The sequence below is a fragment of the Pseudotabrizicola sp. genome (assembly GCF_030684215.1).
Lineage (GTDB): Bacteria > Pseudomonadota > Alphaproteobacteria > Rhodobacterales > Rhodobacteraceae > Pseudotabrizicola.
This window is the reverse complement of sequence record NZ_JAUXOV010000066.1, coordinates 1-20,144: the sequence shown is the minus strand read 5'-3', so window position 1 is coordinate 20,144 and position 20,144 is coordinate 1. Positions and strand designations below refer to the sequence as shown.

Genomic DNA, 20,144 nt, shown 5'->3' with positions numbered 1-20,144 from the left:
GATAAATGCCGCCAGATGTCAGGGCTTTGATGTGCTGCTTTGCAGCCCAGCTAAACAGATCGTCAGTTCCCAATCGCGATCAGCCTTTGACCCCGTGGCCCGCCCGGCAAGAGCGGGCCCGCAAGGTTAGCGCGCCGTATAGCCACCATCGACCAAGTGATACGACCCGGTGATAAAGCTGGCACGATCCGACAGCAAAAACACGATCAGCGCCGCGACCTCTTCGGGCGTGCCAAGCCGGTTCAGGGCGTGCTCACGCTCAAGCTGCTTCAGCGCTACGGCGTCCAGCGCGTTGCTTACTAGCGGCGTCAGAATAAACCCCGGCCCCACGGAATTGACCCGCACGCCGGTCGCTGCATGCTCAAGCGCCGCATTTTTTGTCGCCCCCAGAACGCCATGCTTGGCGCTGACATAGGGCGAGGACCCCGCAAAACCGACCGAGCCGAGGATCGAGGCCACATTGACCACCGCGCCGCCACCCGCTTTTTCAATCTCAGGGATGGCAAAACGCATCCCATAGAAAACGCCGGACAGGTTGATGTTGATCACCTTTTGCCACGCCTCGACATCATAGCTGCCAGTTGGCGCCGAGGGGCCCCCGATGCCCGCGTTATTGACAATCCCGTGCAACGCGCCGGTCGTCTTGACCGCAAATTTCACCATCGCTTCGACCTCAGCGGCCTTCGCCACATCCACGGTACAGGCATGGGCCTTGCCGCCCTTGCTCGCGATGTTTTTGACAATGCTGTCGGCATTGGCCCGGTCAAGGTCCGCGACAATCACGGTGGCACCACTCGTCGCGAGTTCCTCGGCTGTGGCAGCACCAATGCCCGACCCCCCGCCTGTCACAATAATCGTTTTGCCGTCAAACCGCAGATCCATGGCTTTTCCCCTTTGAAAACTGTGAATTCTCGTACCAACATAGGGATGCGAGAGCCGATTTTCATCGCGGGCATCGATTTTTTGTCAAATGAGATGCAGGCGCGGGTGTAATGTGGATCAGCGTCAGTGAGGCAATCCCAAAGCCGGGCGGAATGATTTTGACGCCGAGCCTAAACCGATAGTTTCAGACGAGCTTCAAAACCCGATGCTTGGCCGGTCCGGGGTGATTTGAGGATCAACTCGCTTCCCAACCGGTCCGCAATCGCTGCGACAATCGCAAGGCCAAGACCGCTTCCCTCGGCACTTGCCCCCGCGCGCTCAAACCGGGCAGTAAGGCGGGCCAGCGTTTGCGCAGGAACAACCGGCCCCGCGTTTGCAATGATCAAAGTGCCGTCTGCCGTCAACTCAACCTCGACCGCGCTGCCTTCCTGTCCGTGACGCAGGGCATTTTCAATCAGGTTCCGGCAAAGGATGCCGAATGCATCGGGATCGAGGTCTGACATCACGGGCTGTTCCGGCAGCGTCAGTCTAATGCGATCAGGCGCAGCCGTGCGGTCAATATCCGCAACGACAAGACGTGCCACCAGGCGCAGGTCCGAAGCGTGATCCAGGCGAAGCTGCCCGCCTTCGGCGCGGGCCAGTTGCATCAGGCGTTCGGCCACGCGTGTTAGCCGCTTCAGTGTGGCCTCAATGTCAGTGGCCCTTTGCACGGTGCCAGGCTCACTGGTTTCGGACCGAAGGCGTTGTGCCTGTGCGATGGCCCCCGCAAGCGGGGTGCGCAATTCATGCCCGGCATTGGCGGCAAAGCTGCGCTCGGCATCAAAACTGGCTTTCAAGCGCTCAAAGACGTCGTTCAGTGTGGCCGCTACCGGGGCGATTTCCCAAGGCAGGCCTTTGGTCGGGACCGGCGACAGGTCATGCGCATCGCGTCCGCCAAGAGTTTTGCGGAACTCTCTCAGCGGGCGCAGGCTTGTCCGAACCGCCAGAAGAATGGCGAGCAGGGCTGCGGGAATTACGACAAGCAGCGGCAGTGCAAGACCGATCTGGATGTTGCGTGCAACCGTGCTGCGGTGCTCCACGGGCTCCGCCACGGTAATCCGGATGCTGCCTTGCAAGGCGGCCTCGGTATAGAGCCTGTGGGTTGCAGTCTGGTGATACCCCACCCCATCATAAGGGGGAAAGACCGCAGCCTCTGCCGCGTGGGATTGCAACAGCATCTGGCCCCGTGCGTCGCGGACAATATACGTGAAGAATTCATCGTGGTCGCGGATAGTGGCCAGACGTTGCGGGGTATCATCCTCGTCGCGCCCAAGCACGTCCAGAACCGCAAGCGGCAGCAGGCGTTGTGCGGTTTCTTGCAGGGCGGAATCGAAGGCCTCATCCATTTCATGCCGAAGTGCGACACTGGTCCCCCAAGCCGCTGCCACCCACAGAAGCGTCAGCAGAACACCCAGCGACAGGGCCAGACGCGATTGCAGGCTGCGCGGCCACCTCATGGTGTGCCCAGACGATAACCCATGCCGCGCTCAGTCTCGATCACGCTTGCACCAAGCTTTTTGCGCAGGCGGCTGACATGAACTTCGATGGTGTTGCTCTCCACTTCCGCGTCAAAAGTATAAAGCTTTTCTTCAAGCTGCGGTTTGGACAACAATTGACCGGGGCGGGCTAGAAACGCCTCAAACAACGCCCATTCGCGGGCGGTCAGCAGGATCGGCTTGCCTTCGCTGCGGATGGTGCGCGACGCGATGTCGATGGTCAGCGCGCCGTGGCTGATGATCGGGTTGGGGTTGCCGGAATAGCGGCGCGCGACGGACCCGATCCGTGCGGAAAGTTCCGATAGATCAAAGGGTTTCACAAGGTAGTCATCCGCACCCGCATTCAGCCCCTCAATCCGGTCGGAAATCTGGTCCAGCGCGGTCAGGATAATCACCGGCGTCACATCGCCCCGCGCGCGCAAGGTTTTCAAAAACCCAATGCCGCGCCCATCCGGAAGCATCAGGTCAAGCAAGAGCAGATCATAGGCCGCCCCTGCAATCGCATCGCCCGCCGCATCAAGTCGCGTGACCCAATCCACCGACTGGCCGTCGCCAGCGATCTGGTCGCGCACGGCAGAGCCCAAGACGGTGTCGTCCTCAATCAGCAGGATGCGCATGGCCGGTTGGTTCCTTTCACTATGACCCTTAATGATCGGTCTACCTGACGCAACGCTGATGCGGCCAGGGCAAACGCTTCAGGATGCTGTCAGTTTCACCGCGCATGAGTTGTAGCACGATGAACCCTGCAAGGAGTTTGACCTATGAAGAAGACATTAACAATTCTCGACCTTCTGATGGTCTTTCCGGCTGGGGTGGCTTTGGCGCATCGGCCCCTGCGTGAGGCCGATGCGCGGCAGGACAGGGAGTAGCGAGGCAATGTCGGATGTAGCAGAACGCGCCAGCAATACCCGCCTGGCGTCAAACCTTCGATCCATCCCCGGGGTTCCTGCCGCGAGCAGCGCCCTGAATGTGACCGGGCTCTTGATGGTCGGGCTGCCGTGCATTCTGGCGGGCGTCCTCGGCTTCGTCACTTATGCGCCCTATGGATTTGATGTGGCCATCGGAATCGCTGTTGGGGCCGCTGCCGTCGTCGCCATGAGCCAGACCCTGATCCTTGCGGCGCGCCCGCGCCTGCTGGAGCCTGCCTTTGGCGGGCTCGACCGCATGTACCGGGTTCACAAATGGCTTGGCATATCGGCGCTGGTCCTGATGATCCTGCATGACCAGTTTGAACCCGACTTTGAGCGCACGGTCCGGGAGACCGGGTTGGGCGATTTCGCCAGCGACGCAGGCGAGTTCGCTTTCAATGCGCTGCTTGCGTTGATCGCGATCAGTTGGTTCCGACGGCTTCCGTTTGTCAGGCTGGAGATTCCTTATCCGCTCTGGCGTTTCAGCCATCGCTTCATGGGCGTTCTTTTCGCTATCGTCGTGTTTCACCAATTTTTCGTCGACCTGCCAACCGGGGTTGATCCGTCGCTATCAGTGCTTCTGAACCTGTTTGGAATCGCCGGGCTGATCTCATGGGTCCATACCGAGTTCATAGCCCCGCATCTGCGCCGCCGGGCGTTCACAGTCAGTCGGGTCAGCCGGCAAGGGGAGATTACAGCACTGACCCTGACACCCAAGGGGCGGGCCATGCGCTGGCGGCCGGGGCAGTTTGCCTTTGTCCGCGCGCCTGAGGCTGGGTTGTCAGAGCCGCATCCCTTCACAATTGCCAGCGCCGCGCGCCCTGATGGTACGCTGACACTGTATATACGGGCGCTCGGCGGTTGGACAAGACGACTGCCCGACGCCCTGCGAGCGGGCATGAGCGTGCAGGTCGAAGGCCCCTACGGACGGTTCAATTTCCGCAAGGGCGGCACGCGGCAGATCTGGCTGGCTGGCGGTATTGGCATCACGCCGTTTCTCGCCTGGGCAGAGAGCCTCGCGGAGACGGAGCGGCGTGAAATCCACCTCCTTTACTGTGTCCGCACGCCGGAAGACGCAATCGGTCTGGAAATCCTGCAGGCTGCGGTCGGGCGCAATCCGCGCTTCAGCTATGAGGTGGTTGCGACTGCGCGCGATGGGCGCTTGACAGGGGACCATGTGATCGGGTCGGTCCGCTTCCCGGTTGGGGAGGCCGAACTTTGGTTCTGCGGGCCGAAGGGCTTGAAGGATGGAATCCTCAAGGATCTGAAAACCCGCGGCCAGACGCCGCGACGGGTGCGGTTTGAGCATTTTGAATTCGCATGAGATGCAGTTCATCAGATCGATAGGCCGCAAAACAGTGCCCGTAAGCCCCGCAGGTTCCCGGCGGGGCTTTGTCATTTCTGACAGCAAGCTGAAGCAATAATTGCGGCTTCGTCAGGTGCGGATCAGTTGGTGAGCGCAGATTGAGTACATCAGATGAAAGGAGAATATCATGCATACGAACCTTGTTGTATCCGCAGTCCTGTCCGCACTGGCCACGACAGTATTGGCCGCCCCCTTTGAGGCGCCATATTCCCTGAGCGCCGTTCACGCGGATTTCCAGTCACAGCTTGAACAGGTCGCGGACAAGTCCGGCGCGGTTGGCAGCACAGCTCGCGTCGCGGCCGACCTTATGGGGCCGCATAACGCAGCGTAGGAAAGGCTCATCTTGCCGATCCTTGGCTTTACCGATGTCGCCGCCGGTGGGCAGATGCCGAAGGACCCGCAAATGCCTGAACGGTTGCAGGTGCTGGAGGCAGAGCTGGCGCAGATACACGACAGCGATGTGGACCTCGTTATCGCCCTTGTTGATCTCTACGCCGCAGCGGATGAGGCCGGGCAACCCGAAACCGTGCGTCTTGCCGAGCGGATGATCTGGCATGAGGTGAGCGATGTTCAGGTGCTTTACCCCGCGGCACTGCTTGTCGGCGCATCGTTGCAAGCGCAGCTGAGCATCCCACGCCCCGCCGGATTTCAAATAGATCCCGGCCCGCTTAATGGTTCAAGCCCCTTCCCGATGATGGGCGTTGGCAATCCGCATGAAACCGACAAGCGGAACTGAACCAAGGGTCGCGCCACATGGGCACACTTCAATGAAAGGCCGACTGTCGCAGTCGGCCTTCTTTTTTGTCGCGTTCCTGACGCCAAGCTGAAGCAAAAACGGCCAGACCGTCAGCCCCCCCTCAGGTGCCCCCTCTAGGGTGATCTTATCAGGTGGAAGGAGACCCCCAATGAAAAAGACCCCCATAAAAAGGACTCTGACAGTCCTCGCTTTGCTTGCCACCCTCCCGGCGGGCATGGCGTTTGCCGATGATGATTGCTCTGTGCCGCTGGCCAATTGGCAGCCGCGCGAGGCGGTGGAGCGCTTGGCGCAAGACAACGGCTGGACCCTGCGCCGCATCAAGATCGATGACGGTTGCTATGAGATCAAAGGCCGCGATGCCACTGGGCGGGAAATCAAGGCCAAGATCGACCCCGCGACGCTTCGGATAATCAAGATGAAATACAAGAGTGATGACGGGGATGACGACGATGATGACGATGATGACGATGACAAGGATCGTCCGCGTCGTGATCGCAAGGACGCAGTAAACCCCACAGCACCCAGCATGGCACCTCCAAACCCCCTCTTTGGCAACGGCGCGCCACCAAAGGTTCTGGTGAAATGATCCCGCACGCCCGCTCCTTCCCAGACTAAAAAGGAAAATCCCGATGAAATCCCTTCTCGCAACTCTGGCGCTGACAACGGCGCTGACGCTTCCCGGCCTTGCTATTGCACGGCCGGTCACGCTGACCACGCAACTGAGCAATTACGGCGGCGACGGTGCCTATCTTGCGCTTTATGTCACTGATCCTTCGGGGGCCTATGCAGGCACGCTTTGGATGGCGGGTGGCAAGTCGAAATATTACGATAGCCTGAGCGATTGGTATCGTGCCACTGGCGGCGATTTGGGCCAGATCAACGGTATCACCGGGGCCAGTGTTGGCGCAGGCCGGACACTGGAGATTACGCTGGATCTGGCCGATGCGCTGTTTGACGCGGGCTATACCCTGCATATCGACGCCGCGGTTGAGGAGATGCGCAACAGCCCGAATGAGGTTGCGGTGCCGTTGACCACGACTGGTGCCGGAACAGCCGTGAAAGGGCGTCGCTACGTCGCCAGCTTCACCTACGACATGTAAGAAAGGCAGGGCCATGATCCGCATCCTTCACCGTTGGCCGGGTCTGTTGGCCCTTGCCCTGATAACCGTTCTGGCGCTGAGCGGCGCTGTGCTGTCGGTGTTTCCAGCTGCCGAGCGTTTGACTGCGCCGCAGGTCGAGGCCGGACTGAGCGTGGCCGACCTCGCAGCGCGCATCCAGACTGCCTATCCGGGGGTTGAACAAATCCGGCGCGCGCCGTCTGGCCGGATCACCGCTTATTGGTTCGATGGCGGCACACCAGGCGCGGCGGTCATCGACCCTGCAACCGGCCAGGGCGTCGCATCAGCCGACCCCAATCGATTTGAACGCTGGCTGACCAACCTGCACCGCTCACTGTTCTTGGGGGATGGCGGGCGCATTGCTATGGCAGCAGGGGCGGCGGCAATGCTGGTGCTGGCGCTGTCTGGCGCGGTGCTTGTGGTGCGGCGTGCCGGCGGCTGGCGGCGCTGGTTCGCACCCTTGCGCGGACCGCTATCGGGGCGGCTGCATGTGGAAATCGCGCGCGTCGCCATTGTCGGCCTTGTGCTGTCCTCGCTTACGGCGCTGTGGATGACCGCCTCCACCTTTGATTTTCTCCCCGATGGCGGCACTACGCTGAGCTATGCAGCGCCAAGTGGTCAGACGGGTATGATACCGGGTGCAATTGATCTGCTCGGGCAGACCCCAGCGTCAGCGCTGCGCGAGTTGAGCTTTCCCTATCTGGATGACGCCACTGATGTTTTTACGCTGAAGACTGACAGCGGCACCGGATACCTTGACCAAGGCACCGGCGCGTTGCTTGGCTGGGCCGATCTGACCGGGTGGGAACGGGCATCGGAAACCATCGTGATGCTGCATACCGGGCAGGGGGCGGCAGTTTTGGGGTTGGTGCTGGGGATGATGGCGCTTGGCGTGCCGGTGATGGGCGTGACGGGTGTTGTGATCTGGCTGGCGGCGCGACGCGGCAGGCCGCAGATCCGGGGCAATCAACCCGCCGAGCAGGCGCAAACGATTCTGCTGGTTGGTAGCGAGGGCGGCAGCACCTGGGGCTTTGCGGCAACGCTGCACCGCGCGCTGACCGAGGCCGGGCAAACTGTTCATGCCGCACCGATGTCGGCTTTTGATCCAAAACGCTATGCGCGTGCGGACCGTATTATTGTGCTTGCCGCGACCTATGGCGATGGGGCTGCACCTGCCTCGGCCAGAGGTTTTCTTGACCGGCTTGAGCAGGGTGACGCCGCCCCCGCAATCCCGCTCGCGGTGCTTGGCTTTGGGGATCGCAGTTTTCCGCAATACTGCACCTTTGCCAAAGCGGTATCTACTGCCGCCGAGGCCAAAGGCTGGCAGGAGCTGCTTGCTTTTGATACCGTCGACCGCCAATCGCCGCAGGATTTTGCCCGCTGGGGCCAGGCGCTTGGGGCCGCTATGGGCATCACCCTTGCCCTCACCCACCTACCGGTTGTGCCGCAATCGCAGCCTTTGACGCTGATGTCCCGCCGCGATTACGGGGCCGAGGTGCAGGCCCAGACCGCAATCCTGCGCTTTGCCCTGCCGAAGATTTCGCTTTGGCGACGTTTGACGGGCCGTGGCTTTGGTCGGTTTCAGGCGGGCGACCTTTTGGGCATCCTGCCCGAGGGTGCGACGTTGCCCCGCTTCTATTCGCTGGCCTCGGGACGTCGGGATGGTTTTGTTGAGGTTGTGGTCCGAAAACTGCCCGGCGGTCTTTGCTCCGGCCAGCTTATGGCGTTGGAACCCGGTGACAGCGTGGCCGCCTTCCTGCGCCCCAACCCCAGGTTCCACGCGGACCGCAGCGCTGCACCGCTGATTCTGATCGGGGCGGGCACCGGCATCGGCCCGCTTGCAGGCTTCACCCGTGCCAATGCCCGCAACCGCCCGATTCACCTGTTCTTTGGCATGCGCCACCCCGACAGTGACTTTCTTTACGGCGAAGATTTCGGGGTCTGGCAGGCGCAGGGTCACCTGACCCGACTGGTCACAGCCATATCACGCGGGGCCAAGCCGCATTATGTTCAGGACGCGTTGCGCGCTGAGGGGGCGGAGGTTGCCCGACTGATCCGAGATGGCGCGCGGGTGATGGTGTGCGGCGGCCGAGAGATGGCCGTCGGGGTCGCCGATGCGCTGGCGGATATTCTCGCCCCCGTTGGGCTGACGCCAATCGCACTGAAAGCAGAGGGGCGTTATGTCGAAGATGTTTACTGACTTGCAGCGCCATGCGCTGAACGGCCCCACCATGGGCACGCGCTGGTCTGCGCTGTTTTATAGGGCAGAGGGGTTTGACCCCGCACCCGTGCAGGCCGCACTTCAAGCAGCGGTAGGAGAGGTGGATGATCAGATGTCCACATGGAACCCCACCAGCGATCTGACGCGTCTGAACGCGGCACCTGTCGATGAATGGGTGGCAGTTCCGGCGCGGCTGATGACGGTTTTGCGCCTTGGCTTGAAAATTGGGCGGGCGACAGATGGGGCGTTTGATATTGGCATGGGCGACGCCGTGGCAGCGTGGGGCTTTGGTCCGCAATGCGCAACACCCGAAGACATCCGCGCCGCGATGAGCGCGCCGCGCTTGCCTGCGTATGAGGTGTTAGACCTTGATGCAGCGGGGCGCGCGCGCAAGCGTGCCCCGATCACGCTAGACCTGAACGGGATTGCCAAGGGGTACGGTGTCGACCGGCTGACTGAGGTGCTGACCGGTTTTGGGATTACCTCCGCCCTTGTCGGCATCGACGGCGAGATGCGCGCGCTTGGGTTAAGGCCGGACGGCACCCCCTGGACGATCGCGGTAGAGGCCCCCGACATGACGCGCCGCACTCCGCATTCCATCTTGGCGCTGCAAGACGCCGCCGTTGCGACCTCGGGCGATTACCGTCACTGGGTCAATGTGCAGGGACGCCGCCTGTCGCATACCATGGACCCAACCAAAGGCGCGCCATTGCTGGCCCCGCCTGTCTCGGTCACCGTCATTGCCCAGACCTGTGCCGAGGCCGATGCCTGGGCGACCGCGCTGATGGTTATGGGCTTGGACGATGGTGCGACGCTTGCCCGACAATTTAGGCTCGACGCGTTGTTTTTGCTGCGTGACAATACGGATAGCATTCGAAGTATGCCTGTTGGGCGCGTGTTTGGTCAAGCGGCGGAGGGCTTGGCAAAAGAGGGTGAATGGTCAGAAGCTGGCGAACACGGACTGTTGTAAGGCGCTGAAGACCCCACGCCGGTCAGATAAGTAAACCGGGGCGGGGATTGGCAGCCTTGCCGCAAGCATCAACGGTAGCGCAGGTTACGGCCGGACCATCCCGGCCATATCAACCTCTACCGCCTTGCCCAGATCGGCCATGCTGTCTTGCAGCAGTTGGATCGCGTAATGCGGGTTATGGGTGTAGGCGCCGGGGTCTTTGGCGATGAACTGATAGTTATAGGCCGCTTTCAGCAGGCGCGGTGTCCAGCTTTGATAGCGGTTCGGAAAGATCGCCTCGCCGGGGGTGATTGCGCCATTTCCATCCGTGTCGATGAAGAAATACGGGAAGGCGTGCGGGTCATAGACAACCGGCGTCCCCGCAACTTCGGCGGCGTATTTCTGGATCGCGGCCCCCAGCATGGCGTGCAATGTTGTGATCGAATGGGCAATACCCTGCGCCGTGTCGCCTGTTCCGGTCACGTCCATTTCTGTGCTGCGAATATCGGAATATTTGGTCGCCCCCTTGTGGCAGGTCACGCAGGTGTCAATCGGTTTTACCTTCAGGCTGTGCTGGTTGTGGCACGACAGGCAGGTCGATGGTTCCTCTTTCACATGGATGAAAATGCCGGCATAGGTCTGGCCCTCATACTGATAGCCGCCCGCCGCCACGCTGCCCATCTGGGTTGCCGCCGCCGCTTTGTAATGGACGTTGATGAAGGTCAGATCGCCCGCGACCACATCATCCTCGCGCCCCGCAACCGCTGCCGTTACATCCGTACCCGAGGCGCGACCCTGATGGCAGGTGGCGCAGATCGCCTCTTTGCCCAGCCCATCAACACGCGCGCCGGAGGGGAACACCACGCTTTGCAGCGCCATTGATTTCGGGTTGTGGCAGGTCACGCAATCCACGGTCGAGCCCAGCGGCTGCGGCTGCTCAATCACATTCACCGCGCGCAGATCCGTGCCCAGATAGTCGATGATCCCGCGACTGGTATGGCAGGTCGAACATTCCTTTGGCACCATCCGGATGTCCTCATCATTCCAGTGCTTGAAGGCTTCCGCGCTTCGGTCGGCATGGGGCGAGGAGAGCCACGCCTCGGTGATCTTCCCCAGATCGGGCTTTCTCTGTTCCTGTGCCGTGGCCGAAAAGCCAACGGCGATCAGGCCGCATAAGATGATGCTAGGCGCGAGTGTTTTGGTTATCCAATGCATATTGATCCCCCCCTGGGAAAGCCACTTTATGGGCATTTTGTTTTCAAGAAGGGTGATCGGAAGAAATTTTCATGTCATTGCGACAGATCATTGCAGGCTGGAATATCATCAAACATTTATGGACCGGACACGCCGCGCTACGAGTCGAAAAGCCCGCACCAATCTGGCGCGGGCTTTCGGGTCTTGATGGTGGTGTCGCTATGCCACGGCTGTTTTGGCCTTGGCTTCAGCCCTGTGTGCTTTCGTAGCGGCTGGCACCCGCAGCAGGCGCATGGCGTTCAGGATGACGATCAGCACTGAGAGCTGGTGCACCAGCATACCGCCCGCCATGTGGATCGAGCCGGTATAGACCCCAAACAGCAGCCCCACGACCGTCAGCACCGCGATCACAAGGTTCTGGCGCATGTTGGCCAAGGTGGCGCGGGCGATTTCCATCGCCTCGGCGATCTTGCCCAGATCGTCGGTCATCAGCGCGATATCCGCCGTCTCGATGGCGATGTCGCTGCCCGACGCACCCATGGCGATGCTGATATCAGCCGCCGCCAGCGCCGGAGCGTCGTTGATACCGTCGCCGACCATCGCCACGTGCAGGCCTTCGGCGCGCATTGCCTGAATGCGCTCCAGCTTGTCGTCGGGCATCATCCCGGCATGCACTTCGTCGACGCCGACCGCCGCTGCAATCGCCTCGGCTGCCGGGCGCTGATCGCCGGTCAGCATCACCACGCGGTGCACCCCAAGGGCGTGCAACCGGTCGATCATCGGCTTGGCACTGGCGCGCGCCATATCGGCCAGACCAAGCAGACCCACCACTTCGCCATTGCGCGCGACGATCACCACCGTATGGCCCAGCCCGTGCAGGCGGGCGATGCCGTCTTTCGCCTCGGCGTTGAAGGCGATCTTGAGGTGATCGAACAGGCGGTGGCTGCCGACGGCGATGTCGTGACCGTCATGGCGCGCAATCAGCCCCATGCCGGCGATTTCCTCAAGTGACGCGGCAGTGGGCAGCGGGCCCTGCTTGCGCGCGGCCTCGATGATCGGACGGCCCAGCGGGTGGTTCGATCCAGTCTCGGCGATACCCGCCCAGAGCAGGACATCGGCCTTGTTTTGGCCTGCCAGCGCGATGACTTCGGCCAGACGCGGCTGGCCTTCGGTCAGCGTGCCGGTTTTATCCAGCGCCAGTGCGGTGATGCGCCCGGCGTTCTCCAGATGCTCGCCGCCCTTGATCAGAATACCGGCGCGGGCGGCACGGCCGATCCCTGCGACCACCGAAACCGGGGTCGAGATGACCAGCGCGCCGGGGCAACTAACCACCAGCAGCGTCAGTGCCAGTTCGACGTTGCGCGTGACGATATAGCTGACCACCGCCATCACGAACACGCCGGGCGTGTACCAGCGCCCAAAGGATTCTATCATCCGCTGCGCCGGGGCCTTGGCCTCTTGCGCCTCCTCAACACGGGTGATGATGCGGGCCAGCGTGGTATCGGCGCCAACGCCGGTGGCACGCAGGTGCAGCAGACCGTTTTCGGCCAGAGTTCCGGCGAAGACCTTTGAGCCGGGAGATTTTTCGGCCGGGATCGGCTCGCCGGTGATCGAGGCCTCATTGACCGCGGCGGTGCCCTCAACCACCTCGCCGTCGACCGGCAGCCGCTCTCCGGCCCTGACCAGAACGGTTTCGCCAAGTTGCACCTCATGGGCGGGCACTTGAACCGTCTCGCCATTTCGCAGGACTGTTGCGGTCGCCGGTGCCGCGTCGATCAGCGCCTTCAGCGCGCCACGGGTGCGGCTCATGGTGCGGGTCTCAAGCCAGGCGCCCAGCATGAACAGGAAGGTGACGGCGGCGGATTCCCAGTGGTTGTTGATGAACAGCGCACCGGTGGCCGCTACGATCACCAGCAACTCGATGCTGAGATGGCGCAGCTTCAGTGACGCCCAGGCCCGCAGGGCAATGTCATAGCCGGCCAGCACGGCGGCAATCGTCATCAGCGGTGCCCAGGGGGCGGCGATCCCGAAGCCGTACCAGGCGGTCAGTGCTGCGGTGATGAACACGCCGCTGGCGATGGTCAGCCATTTGCGCCGATCAGCGGGGTGTCGGTAGATATCCATGAGCCCGGAAAACATGTGCTCTCTCCTTTCAAGAAAAACCCACCGCATGTGTGCGGTGGGTGGGGGCGGCGTGATTTATGGGTCAGAATGCCGACGCTTTGGCGGTGTAGCCGGTCTTGGCGATGGAGTTGATGAGGGCGGCCACATCGCTTTGCGCGGGGTCATGTTCGACCTCAATGCGGCCAGTGGCAAATTTCACCTCAGCCTTTGTCACCCCCGGCAAGGCCAGCAGCGCCTTTTCAATTTTCGGCACGCAAGATGGGCAGGAAAGCTCGTCGCTGCGCAGTTTTGTGTGGATTTTTGTATCGGCCATGGTTGGTTCCTTTCAAGGGATCGTGGTTGCGTCTGCTTATGATATGGCTACACAATCAGCGCACAGGAACTGGCTAAAAATGAAAGGCGTCTTTGCATGAATACACAGCTTGCGAATTGGGATGACTTGCGGGTGTTTCTTGCGGTCGCGCGCAAGGGCGGCCTGTCAGCGGCCGCGCGCAGCCTTGGGGTCAATCATTCGACCGTCTTTCGCCGTATCGCCGGGCTTGAGGAGATGCTGGGCGTGCGGCTGTTTGAGAGGATGCCGACCGGCTATGCGCTGACCCCGGCAGGCGTGGAGACGCTGGGCATTGTGGAACGGATCGAGGAAGACGTCGCCACGCTTGACCGCACCGTGACGGGGCAAGATTTGCGGCTTAGTGGTACCGTGCGGATCACCGCGACCGATATGCTTGCGCTCTGGCTCTTGCCGGACCATCTGGCAAAGTTCCGCGCGGCCTATCCCAAGATTGAGGTCGGCATCGCCGTTGGCAACCAGACGCTGGACCTGTCGCGGCGTGAAACCGACATTGCCCTGCGCATCGGCAACACCCCGCCCGAGACTTTGGTGGGGCGCCGCGTTGGCCAGTTGAAGTTTGCCGTCTATGGCGCACCGGATTATTGTGCCGCCCATACCGACCCCGATCTGGCAACGCATAGCTGGATCGGCCTTGATGGCGGCCACGCAGCCCTGACCCGGCCTTTCGCGCAACTCTTGCCCGGAGTGCGGCCTGCCATCCGCTCAAACTCGGTCGCCTGCACCGTGCAACTGGCCAAGGCGGGCCTTGGCCTCGCGGTTCTGCCCTGTGCCATTGCCGAACAAAAACCCGACCTGATCCGCGTCGCAGAACTGCCTGAGTCCTTCGGCCTTGATCTGTGGCTGCTGACCCACGAAGATCTGCGCCACACCGCCCGCATCCGCGCCGTGCTGGAATTCCTGACACCGGCACTGGCGGAAAGCCTAAAAAAATGTACCAAAGGGCCGGAAATCTGATCCGAACGTTTCATCGGCCCGGATATACGACACTGGGCCGCAGCGCACGCTGCGGACTGGGAGTGCATCCCCATTCTGGGATACGCAGTCTCAAAGCGGCAGGAGATGCGTGTAGGGCCCTCAGCTCGACAATTTCATCCGGTCGACGATAGGCAGAGTAACGATAACGGCAAACGTGCCTTCGCCTGCTCCGCCCTCAAAGTTGACAGTTCCGCCATGCAGTTCGGCAATGCGCAAAACAATCGAAAGGCCCAGGCCACACCCTTGCTGCCCGCTCCCCGCCACACGGTAAAATCGATCAAACACCCGCTGCTGCAAGTCCGAGGAAATACCCGGCCCGCCGTCGGTGATCCGAAGAATGACAGCCTGATTGACGGTTTCGACGGAGGCCGTTACCTCGCCACCCTCAAGGGTATAGCGAACCGCATTATCAAGCAGATTGCGCAGCATGATCCGAAGAAGATCAGCGTTCCCGTTCACAACCGCCCGACCACAAAGCATGTCAGCGGCCCCCAGATCGATACCATCGGTTGCGGCTTCCGGCGCTATTGATGCAACGCATTCGATCACCAAATCTGATATGTTCACGGTCTCGCAGGGGCCGATGACCGCTTCCTGCTCCAGCCGTGACAGCACAAGCAGCTGTTCCACCAGGCGGGTGCCCCGGTCGGCACCTTCGATCACCCCGTCGATCGCCAATGCGCACTTTCCGGGGTCTCGTTCTTGCCGGGCGACCTGAGCATGCGTTTTGATGGCTGCGAGCGGCGTGCGCAACTCATGCGCCGCATCAGCGGCAAAGCGGCGCTCGCGATCAAGAAGCAGGGCGATACGGCCAAACAGCTGGTTAAGTGCTTCAAGCAGCGGCCGGATTTCATCGGGCGCGGCACCAACGCCGAGTGGCTGCATGTCATCGGGGCTGCGTCGCTCCACGGCGGAGGTGATGTCCTGCAACGGGCGCAGCCCCCATCCTACAGACAGCCAGATCAAACCTGCAAGAAGCGGAATCGCAATCCACAGCGGATGCAGGATATGAACGGCCACGAGGTCGGCGAATTTTCCTTTTACATCTTGGCGCAGCGCCACTTGGATACGTCGCCCCGCACCGTCCGATGTACCGAACACGCGCCACATCTGACCATCATTGGCTGCATCGCGAAGCCCTGGTTGCCAACGGCCCGTTGGAAAATTCGATGAACCCACGGTTCCGCCTGTCGTGCCAACTGGGCCATCCTGCACACGAAAAGCAATCATCTGATTTGCATCCGCGTCCGGTTGTTGCAGCATAGGTTCCGCAAGATCGCCCTGCGGCAGGCGGTCGAGCAAGATAATAAGCAGATCGGCTGATTGCATCAGCTGGGTGTCCAGCATCTCATCAATCAGCTGTCTTGTGTCGAGATATGAGAAAAGTGCTGTGGCCAGCCAGGCCGCGACAATACTACTGCCAAGAATCACCAGCAGCCGTTGGCGCAGCGAGCGGATCATTTGTCATCTGCCGCAATGATATAGCCCACGCCGCGGACCGTGCGGATGAGGTCGGCATAAAGCTTGCGCCGCAAGTTGTGGATATAGACTTCGACCGTGTTGCTGCCGATCTCTTCGCCCCAGCCATATAGGCTGTCCTCCAACTGGCTGCGGGTGCGCACCCTTCCTGCATTCATCATCAGTGCTTGCAAGGTTGCGAATTCGCGTGCTGATACCTCCACCGGTTCGCCATCCAGAAGCACGGCGTGGCTGGCGGGATCAAGCACGACCCTGCCGCGCTGCAAAAGCGGGCCTGACGCACCTTTTGACCGGCGCAGAAGTGCGCGCAGCCGGGCCTGCAGTTCGGTCAGCTCGAACGGTTTTACCAGGTAGTCGTCGCCCCCTGCATCAAGTCCGGCAATGCGATCCGCAAGGGTGTCGCGCGCCGTCAGCACGAGAACCGGGGTGCTGTCCTTCGTCGCACGCAGCCGTCCGAGCAGGGTGAGCCCGTCGATGCCCGGCAGGCCGAGGTCGAGGACGATACTGTCATAGGAATTGGTGCGCAAAGCCGCTTCGGCATCAAGGCCGTCGACGACCCAGTCGACTGCCCAGCCAGCCTGGACAAGACCTGCGGCCACGCCCTTGCCCAGAAGGCTGTCGTCTTCAACCAGCAGAATGCGCATGGCCCGAATGAACTCCTGTTTCCCCGATTTTCTGCCGCCCGAACACTGAACGTCAGAACCGGTGGCGAAGCAAGCACGGGCCACGATCGCTTGCGGCCCGTGCGACTTGTGTCTGTGATCGGCTGGATCAGTCCAGCGGCTGCCAGCCTGGATGCTCGAAATGCTCGCCATAGGCATTGAGGGCCTCAACGACCAGCACCGCACCGGCGCGGGGCTCGCTGCCTGCCTCCATGTCGGATGCACCTTCGATGACCTGACCGAGGACGCTGTGAAGTTGCTCATCAACAGCTGGCTCCAACACACAGTTCTCGATCATGAAATCTGTCTGCGCCATCACCTCAGCCGCTAGCGTCTTGTAGTCTTCAGCGGGCAGGCGATCTTCGTGAATCGCGTCGAGATCGGCGGCGAAGGCCGTCCGGATGGCGTCCATTCCCTTGTGCATGTTGTCGTCACCCTGCCATTTGGCGCCAGCGTTTAGTGTCAGGGCGAGCTCGCTTGCGGCATGCCCGTCATGAGATGTGCTTTGTGCGAACCCGGACACAGGGGTCAGCGAAAGAGCAATCCCGAATAAGGCGGGGGCAATATATTTTACAGTCAGCATTTGGATCTCCTTCAAGGATCGTTTCGGCATCTCTTTGGACGCGCTGAACCCTGTCTGATCCCCTTCCCTTAAATGCCGCTTAAGAGCATCGCACCCGAGCACCTCGAAAGGTGTTTTGCGCAGAATGGGGATGTTCAGGCATCTTCACGGTCTGCCAGGCAGGCGCTGTGGCTCAGGTACAGCTTTCTGCCATGTCGGGCTACAATTGGCATATGCAAAAGTGTCCATTTCCCGCCTGAAACCCGACCGGTCGCATCGGAGCATGAGTGCCGACCTTCCCGCTATGAAAACCTGCTGCGACAATTCGCCGCTGTCGGACACAACGCCTGAGGAGGTCAGTCACGCCCGCAACTTTGTCCAGATCGACCTCAAGAATGAGGTGGCGTCTATAAAATTGCGAAGGCTATCCAGTCGATGTGCTGATCTTATCGTCTTTGGGTTTTCTTACCCCCCCCTCATCTTCATCCCAGCGAAACCCTGAGATCGGCGAGGGCTTCGAGTTGCGCTCTGACATGGGTTTCCAGCACCCTCTGCAGGATCGCGGCCTCGATTGTAACTGGCTTGGCCGATTGTTTTTCCACCACCGCGACCACTTCGGCGGCCATTAATGCGGCGACTCTGCTGGGCCAGGTGACCCACGTGTCGCGTTCCTGCCGCGCAAGCCGAAACACCAGCGCTTCCGCGCGGGCGCGATCCACCAGCGTGCCCTTGCGCTTCTGGATCGCCAGCTGTTTTTCCTGCGCCTGATAAACCGTCAGCGCCGTGCGGGCTTTGAGATAGGACGAACTGTCTGCTGGCCCCACAAACCCGCTGTCGCCGCCGCTGCGACCTGTGCTGCGCCGCTGCTGGTCCGGATCCGTCATCTCTGGGGTCGAATGCCGGTGAGTGCAGAATGACACCCTCTCATGAGCGTTTTCAGGTTTCCTGACACTATTAAACTACCGCGCTGACACGGGTTCGTCAAATATGTAGCCTGTGCAGGCGCTGGAGACGGTGGCCGAATCGATGATTGTCATGCTCTCATCCGCGGATTGGTTACCGCCTGACCAAATTCGATACGGGTTACCTCTCTCTAAGAACGGATATGTTTCCCAACGTATGCCGAGGATTTCCCTATCAATGGCCGCCATCTCCAGCGTACTGCACAGGCAGTATGAGCCGCCGCATTACGCGGGCAACGGCGTCTTGCGTGCGATGTCCCAGATGAAGCCCGCGAGTTCGCGCGCGATGGCTGCGAGCACGCGCGGCTGAGGTTTGCCAGCGTTTGACAGATGGCGGAACCGCTTGCAAAGCCGCGTCTGCGCCTTCCAGCCGATGTCCTTGATCTCCTGCGGCAGATGCGCTGACCGCTTCAGGAACGGCTGCCCCTCCTTGGGTGGGTGGCGATAGGACCATCCCGCTTCGACAAGCATCGTGCGGGCCAAGGCGTTCCCAGTCTTTGTCAGGCGCCCGCGCCGCGTCGTGTTGCCGCTGGAATGCTCGCTTGGGACCAACCCGAGCCAGGCCATAAGCTGGCGTGGATTTTCAAAGCGGGTGATGTCGCCAATCTCTGCGACCACGGTCGCTGCGATGATCGTGTTCACGCCGCGCAATGCGCGAAGGCCATCGACGACAGGGACGAAGCGCCACGTCTGAACCGCTTCATCGATCGCTTGATCCAGCGTCGCAACGCGGGTCTCCGCCTGGTCGACAGCCCGCTTCAACTCCTCGAAGGCCAGTTGCTGATGCGAGAAGCGGAAGCGGCGGAGTTCGGCGAGCCAACGGCGGTGGCGCTTCGTCCAGTAACTGCCATTCTCGTATCGCAACCCATGCCGAAGCAGGAAGCTGAGCTGTCGCGTAGCCCTTAATTGGGGTCATCCTCAATTTGTGTGGTGCAGAGGGAGCATTCGGGCCCTGAGCAAGTTCGGGCCGGCTCGCCCATACATCGCGCGCTTCAAGGTCTTCAATCGGTTGATCTGGCCTTCGGCTTGACCATTGCTCCACTCCATTTCGATGGCATTCCTGACCGCATCAATGTCTCTGTTCAAGGTTCGGGCGAACCGCACGATGGGCGCTAGGTCCGTTTCGATCGCATCGTCGATCCAGGCGGGCAGCGGGTCTGCTTTTCGACCACGCAAGATGCCATTGAAACGCATGGCGAGGCGCCGCATTGTTGTGAAGGCAGGCGAGCCTTCCTTGAGAACTTCGACTTTTCTCGCCTGTTCCAAGGTGAACTTTCCTCTTGGTTTGATGCAGAGTGCGGCCGCGATAACCGGGGAAATCGCGTGCCCGGTTTCCGGGTCCCGGACCGGTGCAAGGATCTGATCTTCCTTGATGGGTCCCTCCTGTTCCTGTTTTTCGGCTCTGCGCCATCCGGCCAAGAGCCGCTGCAAGTTTGACAGGCTGCCCTCGTAACCACGTTCTTGGATCAAAGGGAGCAGTGCATTGCCGCTGCGAATACCGTTCTCCCAGCATTCCTTCAGGCACTCTTCAAAATACCATGCAGACGAGCGTTTGAGGACCGCGCGCTTTCGGTCCGGTGGCGTCTCGAACTGCAGCCATTTCGCGACGCTACGTCGGGGAAACCCCGTCCTCCGCCCGATCTCGCTGCACGTCAGCCCTTGCTGCCGAAGTGCCCGAATTGTCTCGTATATCTCCTCGCGAGACTTGCGGTGCGCAAGACGTGACTTCAGAAGGTTACTGGCCGTGCTGATGTTGTCTGCATCGGAGAGCAATGCTCTGCCAGTCGCGCGACCGTGCAAGTTCATTTGCTCCTCGATTGCCATGCGAAGGTTCTGCACGATATGAAACCGGTCGGCGACCTGTTCCGCCTGCGGCGCTCCTTTTCGGGCGGCTTGGGCGTAGAGACCGCAGCGATCCCGGCTTATGACTTCCACCTCAGGATGACGCCTTAGCCAGTCGGTGCATGTGACGACATCACGATCTTCGAGAACATCGATGACGGCGCGACGCTCGAGGTCGATGATGATCGTCCCGTAGTTCTGCGACTTTCGCCAACTCCAATCATCGATCCCGATGATCCGTGCGCGTGGTGGAACA

19 protein-coding genes and 1 pseudogene are annotated in these 20,144 nt (G+C 61.1%); 8 read left to right on the top strand and 12 right to left on the bottom strand.

What is annotated here, in order from left to right:
• Window positions 1–126: 126 nt before the first annotated feature.
• The 3 genes from Q8K08_RS13750 to Q8K08_RS13740 form a co-directional block, all read right to left on the bottom strand.
• Window positions 127–882, bottom strand: a complete 756-nt coding sequence (locus Q8K08_RS13750) for an SDR family NAD(P)-dependent oxidoreductase (protein WP_305250408.1) — start codon at window positions 880–882, stop codon at window positions 127–129.
• Window positions 883–1,052: 170 nt separating this feature from the next.
• Window positions 1,053–2,378: an ATP-binding protein gene (locus Q8K08_RS13745; RefSeq protein ID WP_305250407.1), complete on the bottom strand. Its 1,326-nt coding sequence runs from the start codon at window positions 2,376–2,378 to the stop codon at window positions 1,053–1,055.
• Window positions 2,375–3,034 (bottom strand): response regulator transcription factor, encoded by a 660-nt coding sequence (locus tag Q8K08_RS13740; RefSeq protein WP_305250406.1) that lies wholly within the window; start codon window positions 3,032–3,034, stop codon window positions 2,375–2,377. Before Q8K08_RS13740 ends, Q8K08_RS13745 begins: the two co-directional genes overlap by 4 nt.
• A gap of 259 nt (window positions 3,035–3,293) precedes the next feature.
• Here Q8K08_RS13740 and Q8K08_RS13735 point away from each other — a divergent pair, with 259 nt between their 5' ends.
• From Q8K08_RS13735 to Q8K08_RS13705, 7 genes are all read left to right on the top strand, one after another.
• Window positions 3,294–4,649 (top strand): ferredoxin reductase family protein, encoded by a 1,356-nt coding sequence (locus Q8K08_RS13735; protein ID WP_305250405.1) that lies wholly within the window; start codon window positions 3,294–3,296, stop codon window positions 4,647–4,649.
• A gap of 169 nt (window positions 4,650–4,818) precedes the next feature.
• Window positions 4,819–5,022, top strand: coding sequence for a hypothetical protein (locus Q8K08_RS13730; RefSeq protein ID WP_305250404.1), 204 nt, complete (start codon window positions 4,819–4,821; stop codon window positions 5,020–5,022).
• 72 nt (window positions 5,023–5,094) lie between these two features.
• Window positions 5,095–5,427, top strand: coding sequence for a hypothetical protein (locus Q8K08_RS13725; protein ID WP_305250403.1), 333 nt, complete (start codon window positions 5,095–5,097; stop codon window positions 5,425–5,427).
• A gap of 169 nt (window positions 5,428–5,596) precedes the next feature.
• Window positions 5,597–6,034 (top strand): PepSY domain-containing protein, encoded by a 438-nt coding sequence (locus Q8K08_RS13720; protein ID WP_322573401.1) that lies wholly within the window; start codon window positions 5,597–5,599, stop codon window positions 6,032–6,034.
• 43 nt (window positions 6,035–6,077) lie between these two features.
• The gene (locus Q8K08_RS13715) at window positions 6,078–6,548 is read left to right on the top strand and encodes a DUF2271 domain-containing protein (protein ID WP_305250402.1); all 471 of its coding nucleotides are present in this window, start codon (window positions 6,078–6,080) and stop codon (window positions 6,546–6,548) included.
• Between the two features lie 13 nt (window positions 6,549–6,561).
• A complete protein-coding gene (locus Q8K08_RS13710; protein ID WP_305250401.1) occupies window positions 6,562–8,766 on the top strand; it encodes a PepSY domain-containing protein in 2,205 nt (734 codons plus the stop codon).
• Window positions 8,747–9,757 carry an FAD:protein FMN transferase gene (locus Q8K08_RS13705; protein ID WP_305250400.1) on the top strand — a complete coding sequence of 337 codons (1,011 nt, stop codon included), beginning with the start codon at window positions 8,747–8,749 and terminating at the stop codon, window positions 9,755–9,757. Before Q8K08_RS13710 ends, Q8K08_RS13705 begins: the two co-directional genes overlap by 20 nt.
• An 84-nt stretch (window positions 9,758–9,841) precedes the next feature.
• Here Q8K08_RS13705 and Q8K08_RS13700 read toward each other — a convergent pair whose 3' ends face one another.
• The 3 genes from Q8K08_RS13700 to Q8K08_RS13690 form a co-directional block, all read right to left on the bottom strand.
• A complete protein-coding gene (locus Q8K08_RS13700) occupies window positions 9,842–10,951 on the bottom strand; it encodes a polyheme membrane-associated cytochrome C (protein ID WP_305250399.1) in 1,110 nt (369 codons plus the stop codon).
• Window positions 10,952–11,149: 198 nt separating this feature from the next.
• Window positions 11,150–13,069 (bottom strand): cation-translocating P-type ATPase, encoded by a 1,920-nt coding sequence (locus Q8K08_RS13695; RefSeq protein ID WP_305250398.1) that lies wholly within the window; start codon window positions 13,067–13,069, stop codon window positions 11,150–11,152.
• A 67-nt stretch (window positions 13,070–13,136) separates the two neighbouring features.
• Window positions 13,137–13,367, bottom strand: a complete 231-nt coding sequence (locus tag Q8K08_RS13690) for a heavy-metal-associated domain-containing protein (RefSeq protein ID WP_305250397.1) — start codon at window positions 13,365–13,367, stop codon at window positions 13,137–13,139.
• A 96-nt stretch (window positions 13,368–13,463) separates the two neighbouring features.
• On the opposite strand from Q8K08_RS13690, the gene Q8K08_RS13685 reads away from it, so the two are divergent.
• Window positions 13,464–14,360: a LysR family transcriptional regulator gene (locus Q8K08_RS13685; RefSeq protein ID WP_305250396.1), complete on the top strand. Its 897-nt coding sequence runs from the start codon at window positions 13,464–13,466 to the stop codon at window positions 14,358–14,360.
• 120 nt (window positions 14,361–14,480) lie between these two features.
• On the opposite strand, the gene Q8K08_RS13680 is transcribed toward Q8K08_RS13685, so the two are convergent.
• From Q8K08_RS13680 to Q8K08_RS13655, 6 genes and pseudogenes are all read right to left on the bottom strand, one after another.
• Entirely contained in the window at window positions 14,481–15,842 is a 1,362-nt protein-coding gene (locus Q8K08_RS13680) for an ATP-binding protein (protein WP_305250395.1), read from the bottom strand.
• On the bottom strand, window positions 15,839–16,504 hold the full coding sequence (locus Q8K08_RS13675) for a response regulator (protein WP_050526753.1): 666 nt from the start codon (window positions 16,502–16,504) through the stop codon (window positions 15,839–15,841). Before Q8K08_RS13675 ends, Q8K08_RS13680 begins: the two co-directional genes overlap by 4 nt.
• Window positions 16,505–16,631: 127 nt before the next feature.
• On the bottom strand, window positions 16,632–17,105 hold the full coding sequence (locus Q8K08_RS13670; RefSeq protein ID WP_305250394.1) for a hypothetical protein: 474 nt from the start codon (window positions 17,103–17,105) through the stop codon (window positions 16,632–16,634).
• 461 nt (window positions 17,106–17,566) lie between these two features.
• Window positions 17,567–17,971: pseudogene (locus Q8K08_RS13665) on the bottom strand (hypothetical protein); the annotation flags it as partial.
• 300 nt (window positions 17,972–18,271) lie between these two features.
• The gene (locus tag Q8K08_RS13660; RefSeq protein ID WP_305250393.1) at window positions 18,272–18,910 is read right to left on the bottom strand and encodes an IS110 family transposase; all 639 of its coding nucleotides are present in this window, start codon (window positions 18,908–18,910) and stop codon (window positions 18,272–18,274) included.
• Window positions 18,911–18,964: 54 nt separating this feature from the next.
• Window positions 18,965–20,144: ISL3 family transposase (locus Q8K08_RS13655; RefSeq protein WP_305250392.1), on the bottom strand; the 1,180-nt coding region annotated here is incomplete at its 5' end.

Excerpts from the sequence above, each read along its gene's own strand:
- Q8K08_RS13750 (WP_305250408.1), bottom strand. The coding sequence starts at position 882 with ATGGATCTGCGGTTTGACGGCAAAACGATTATTGTGACAGGCGGGGGG.
- Q8K08_RS13745 (WP_305250407.1), bottom strand. The coding sequence starts at position 2,378 with ATGAGGTGGCCGCGCAGCCTGCAATCGCGTCTGGCCCTGTCGCTGGGT.
- Q8K08_RS13740 (WP_305250406.1), bottom strand. The coding sequence starts at position 3,034 with ATGCGCATCCTGCTGATTGAGGACGACACCGTCTTGGGCTCTGCCGTG.
- Q8K08_RS13735 (WP_305250405.1), top strand. The coding sequence starts at position 3,294 with ATGTCGGATGTAGCAGAACGCGCCAGCAATACCCGCCTGGCGTCAAAC.
- Q8K08_RS13730 (WP_305250404.1), top strand. The coding sequence starts at position 4,819 with ATGCATACGAACCTTGTTGTATCCGCAGTCCTGTCCGCACTGGCCACG.
- Q8K08_RS13725 (WP_305250403.1), top strand. The coding sequence starts at position 5,095 with ATGCCTGAACGGTTGCAGGTGCTGGAGGCAGAGCTGGCGCAGATACAC.
- Q8K08_RS13720 (WP_322573401.1), top strand. The coding sequence starts at position 5,597 with ATGAAAAAGACCCCCATAAAAAGGACTCTGACAGTCCTCGCTTTGCTT.
- Q8K08_RS13715 (WP_305250402.1), top strand. The coding sequence starts at position 6,078 with ATGAAATCCCTTCTCGCAACTCTGGCGCTGACAACGGCGCTGACGCTT.
- Q8K08_RS13710 (WP_305250401.1), top strand. The coding sequence starts at position 6,562 with ATGATCCGCATCCTTCACCGTTGGCCGGGTCTGTTGGCCCTTGCCCTG.
- Q8K08_RS13705 (WP_305250400.1), top strand. The coding sequence starts at position 8,747 with ATGTCGAAGATGTTTACTGACTTGCAGCGCCATGCGCTGAACGGCCCC.
- Q8K08_RS13700 (WP_305250399.1), bottom strand. The coding sequence starts at position 10,951 with ATGCATTGGATAACCAAAACACTCGCGCCTAGCATCATCTTATGCGGC.
- Q8K08_RS13695 (WP_305250398.1), bottom strand. The coding sequence starts at position 13,069 with ATGTTTTCCGGGCTCATGGATATCTACCGACACCCCGCTGATCGGCGC.
- Q8K08_RS13690 (WP_305250397.1), bottom strand. The coding sequence starts at position 13,367 with ATGGCCGATACAAAAATCCACACAAAACTGCGCAGCGACGAGCTTTCC.
- Q8K08_RS13685 (WP_305250396.1), top strand. The coding sequence starts at position 13,464 with ATGAATACACAGCTTGCGAATTGGGATGACTTGCGGGTGTTTCTTGCG.
- Q8K08_RS13680 (WP_305250395.1), bottom strand. The coding sequence starts at position 15,842 with ATGATCCGCTCGCTGCGCCAACGGCTGCTGGTGATTCTTGGCAGTAGT.
- Q8K08_RS13675 (WP_050526753.1), bottom strand. The coding sequence starts at position 16,504 with ATGCGCATTCTGCTGGTTGAAGACGACAGCCTTCTGGGCAAGGGCGTG.
- Q8K08_RS13670 (WP_305250394.1), bottom strand. The coding sequence starts at position 17,105 with ATGCTGACTGTAAAATATATTGCCCCCGCCTTATTCGGGATTGCTCTT.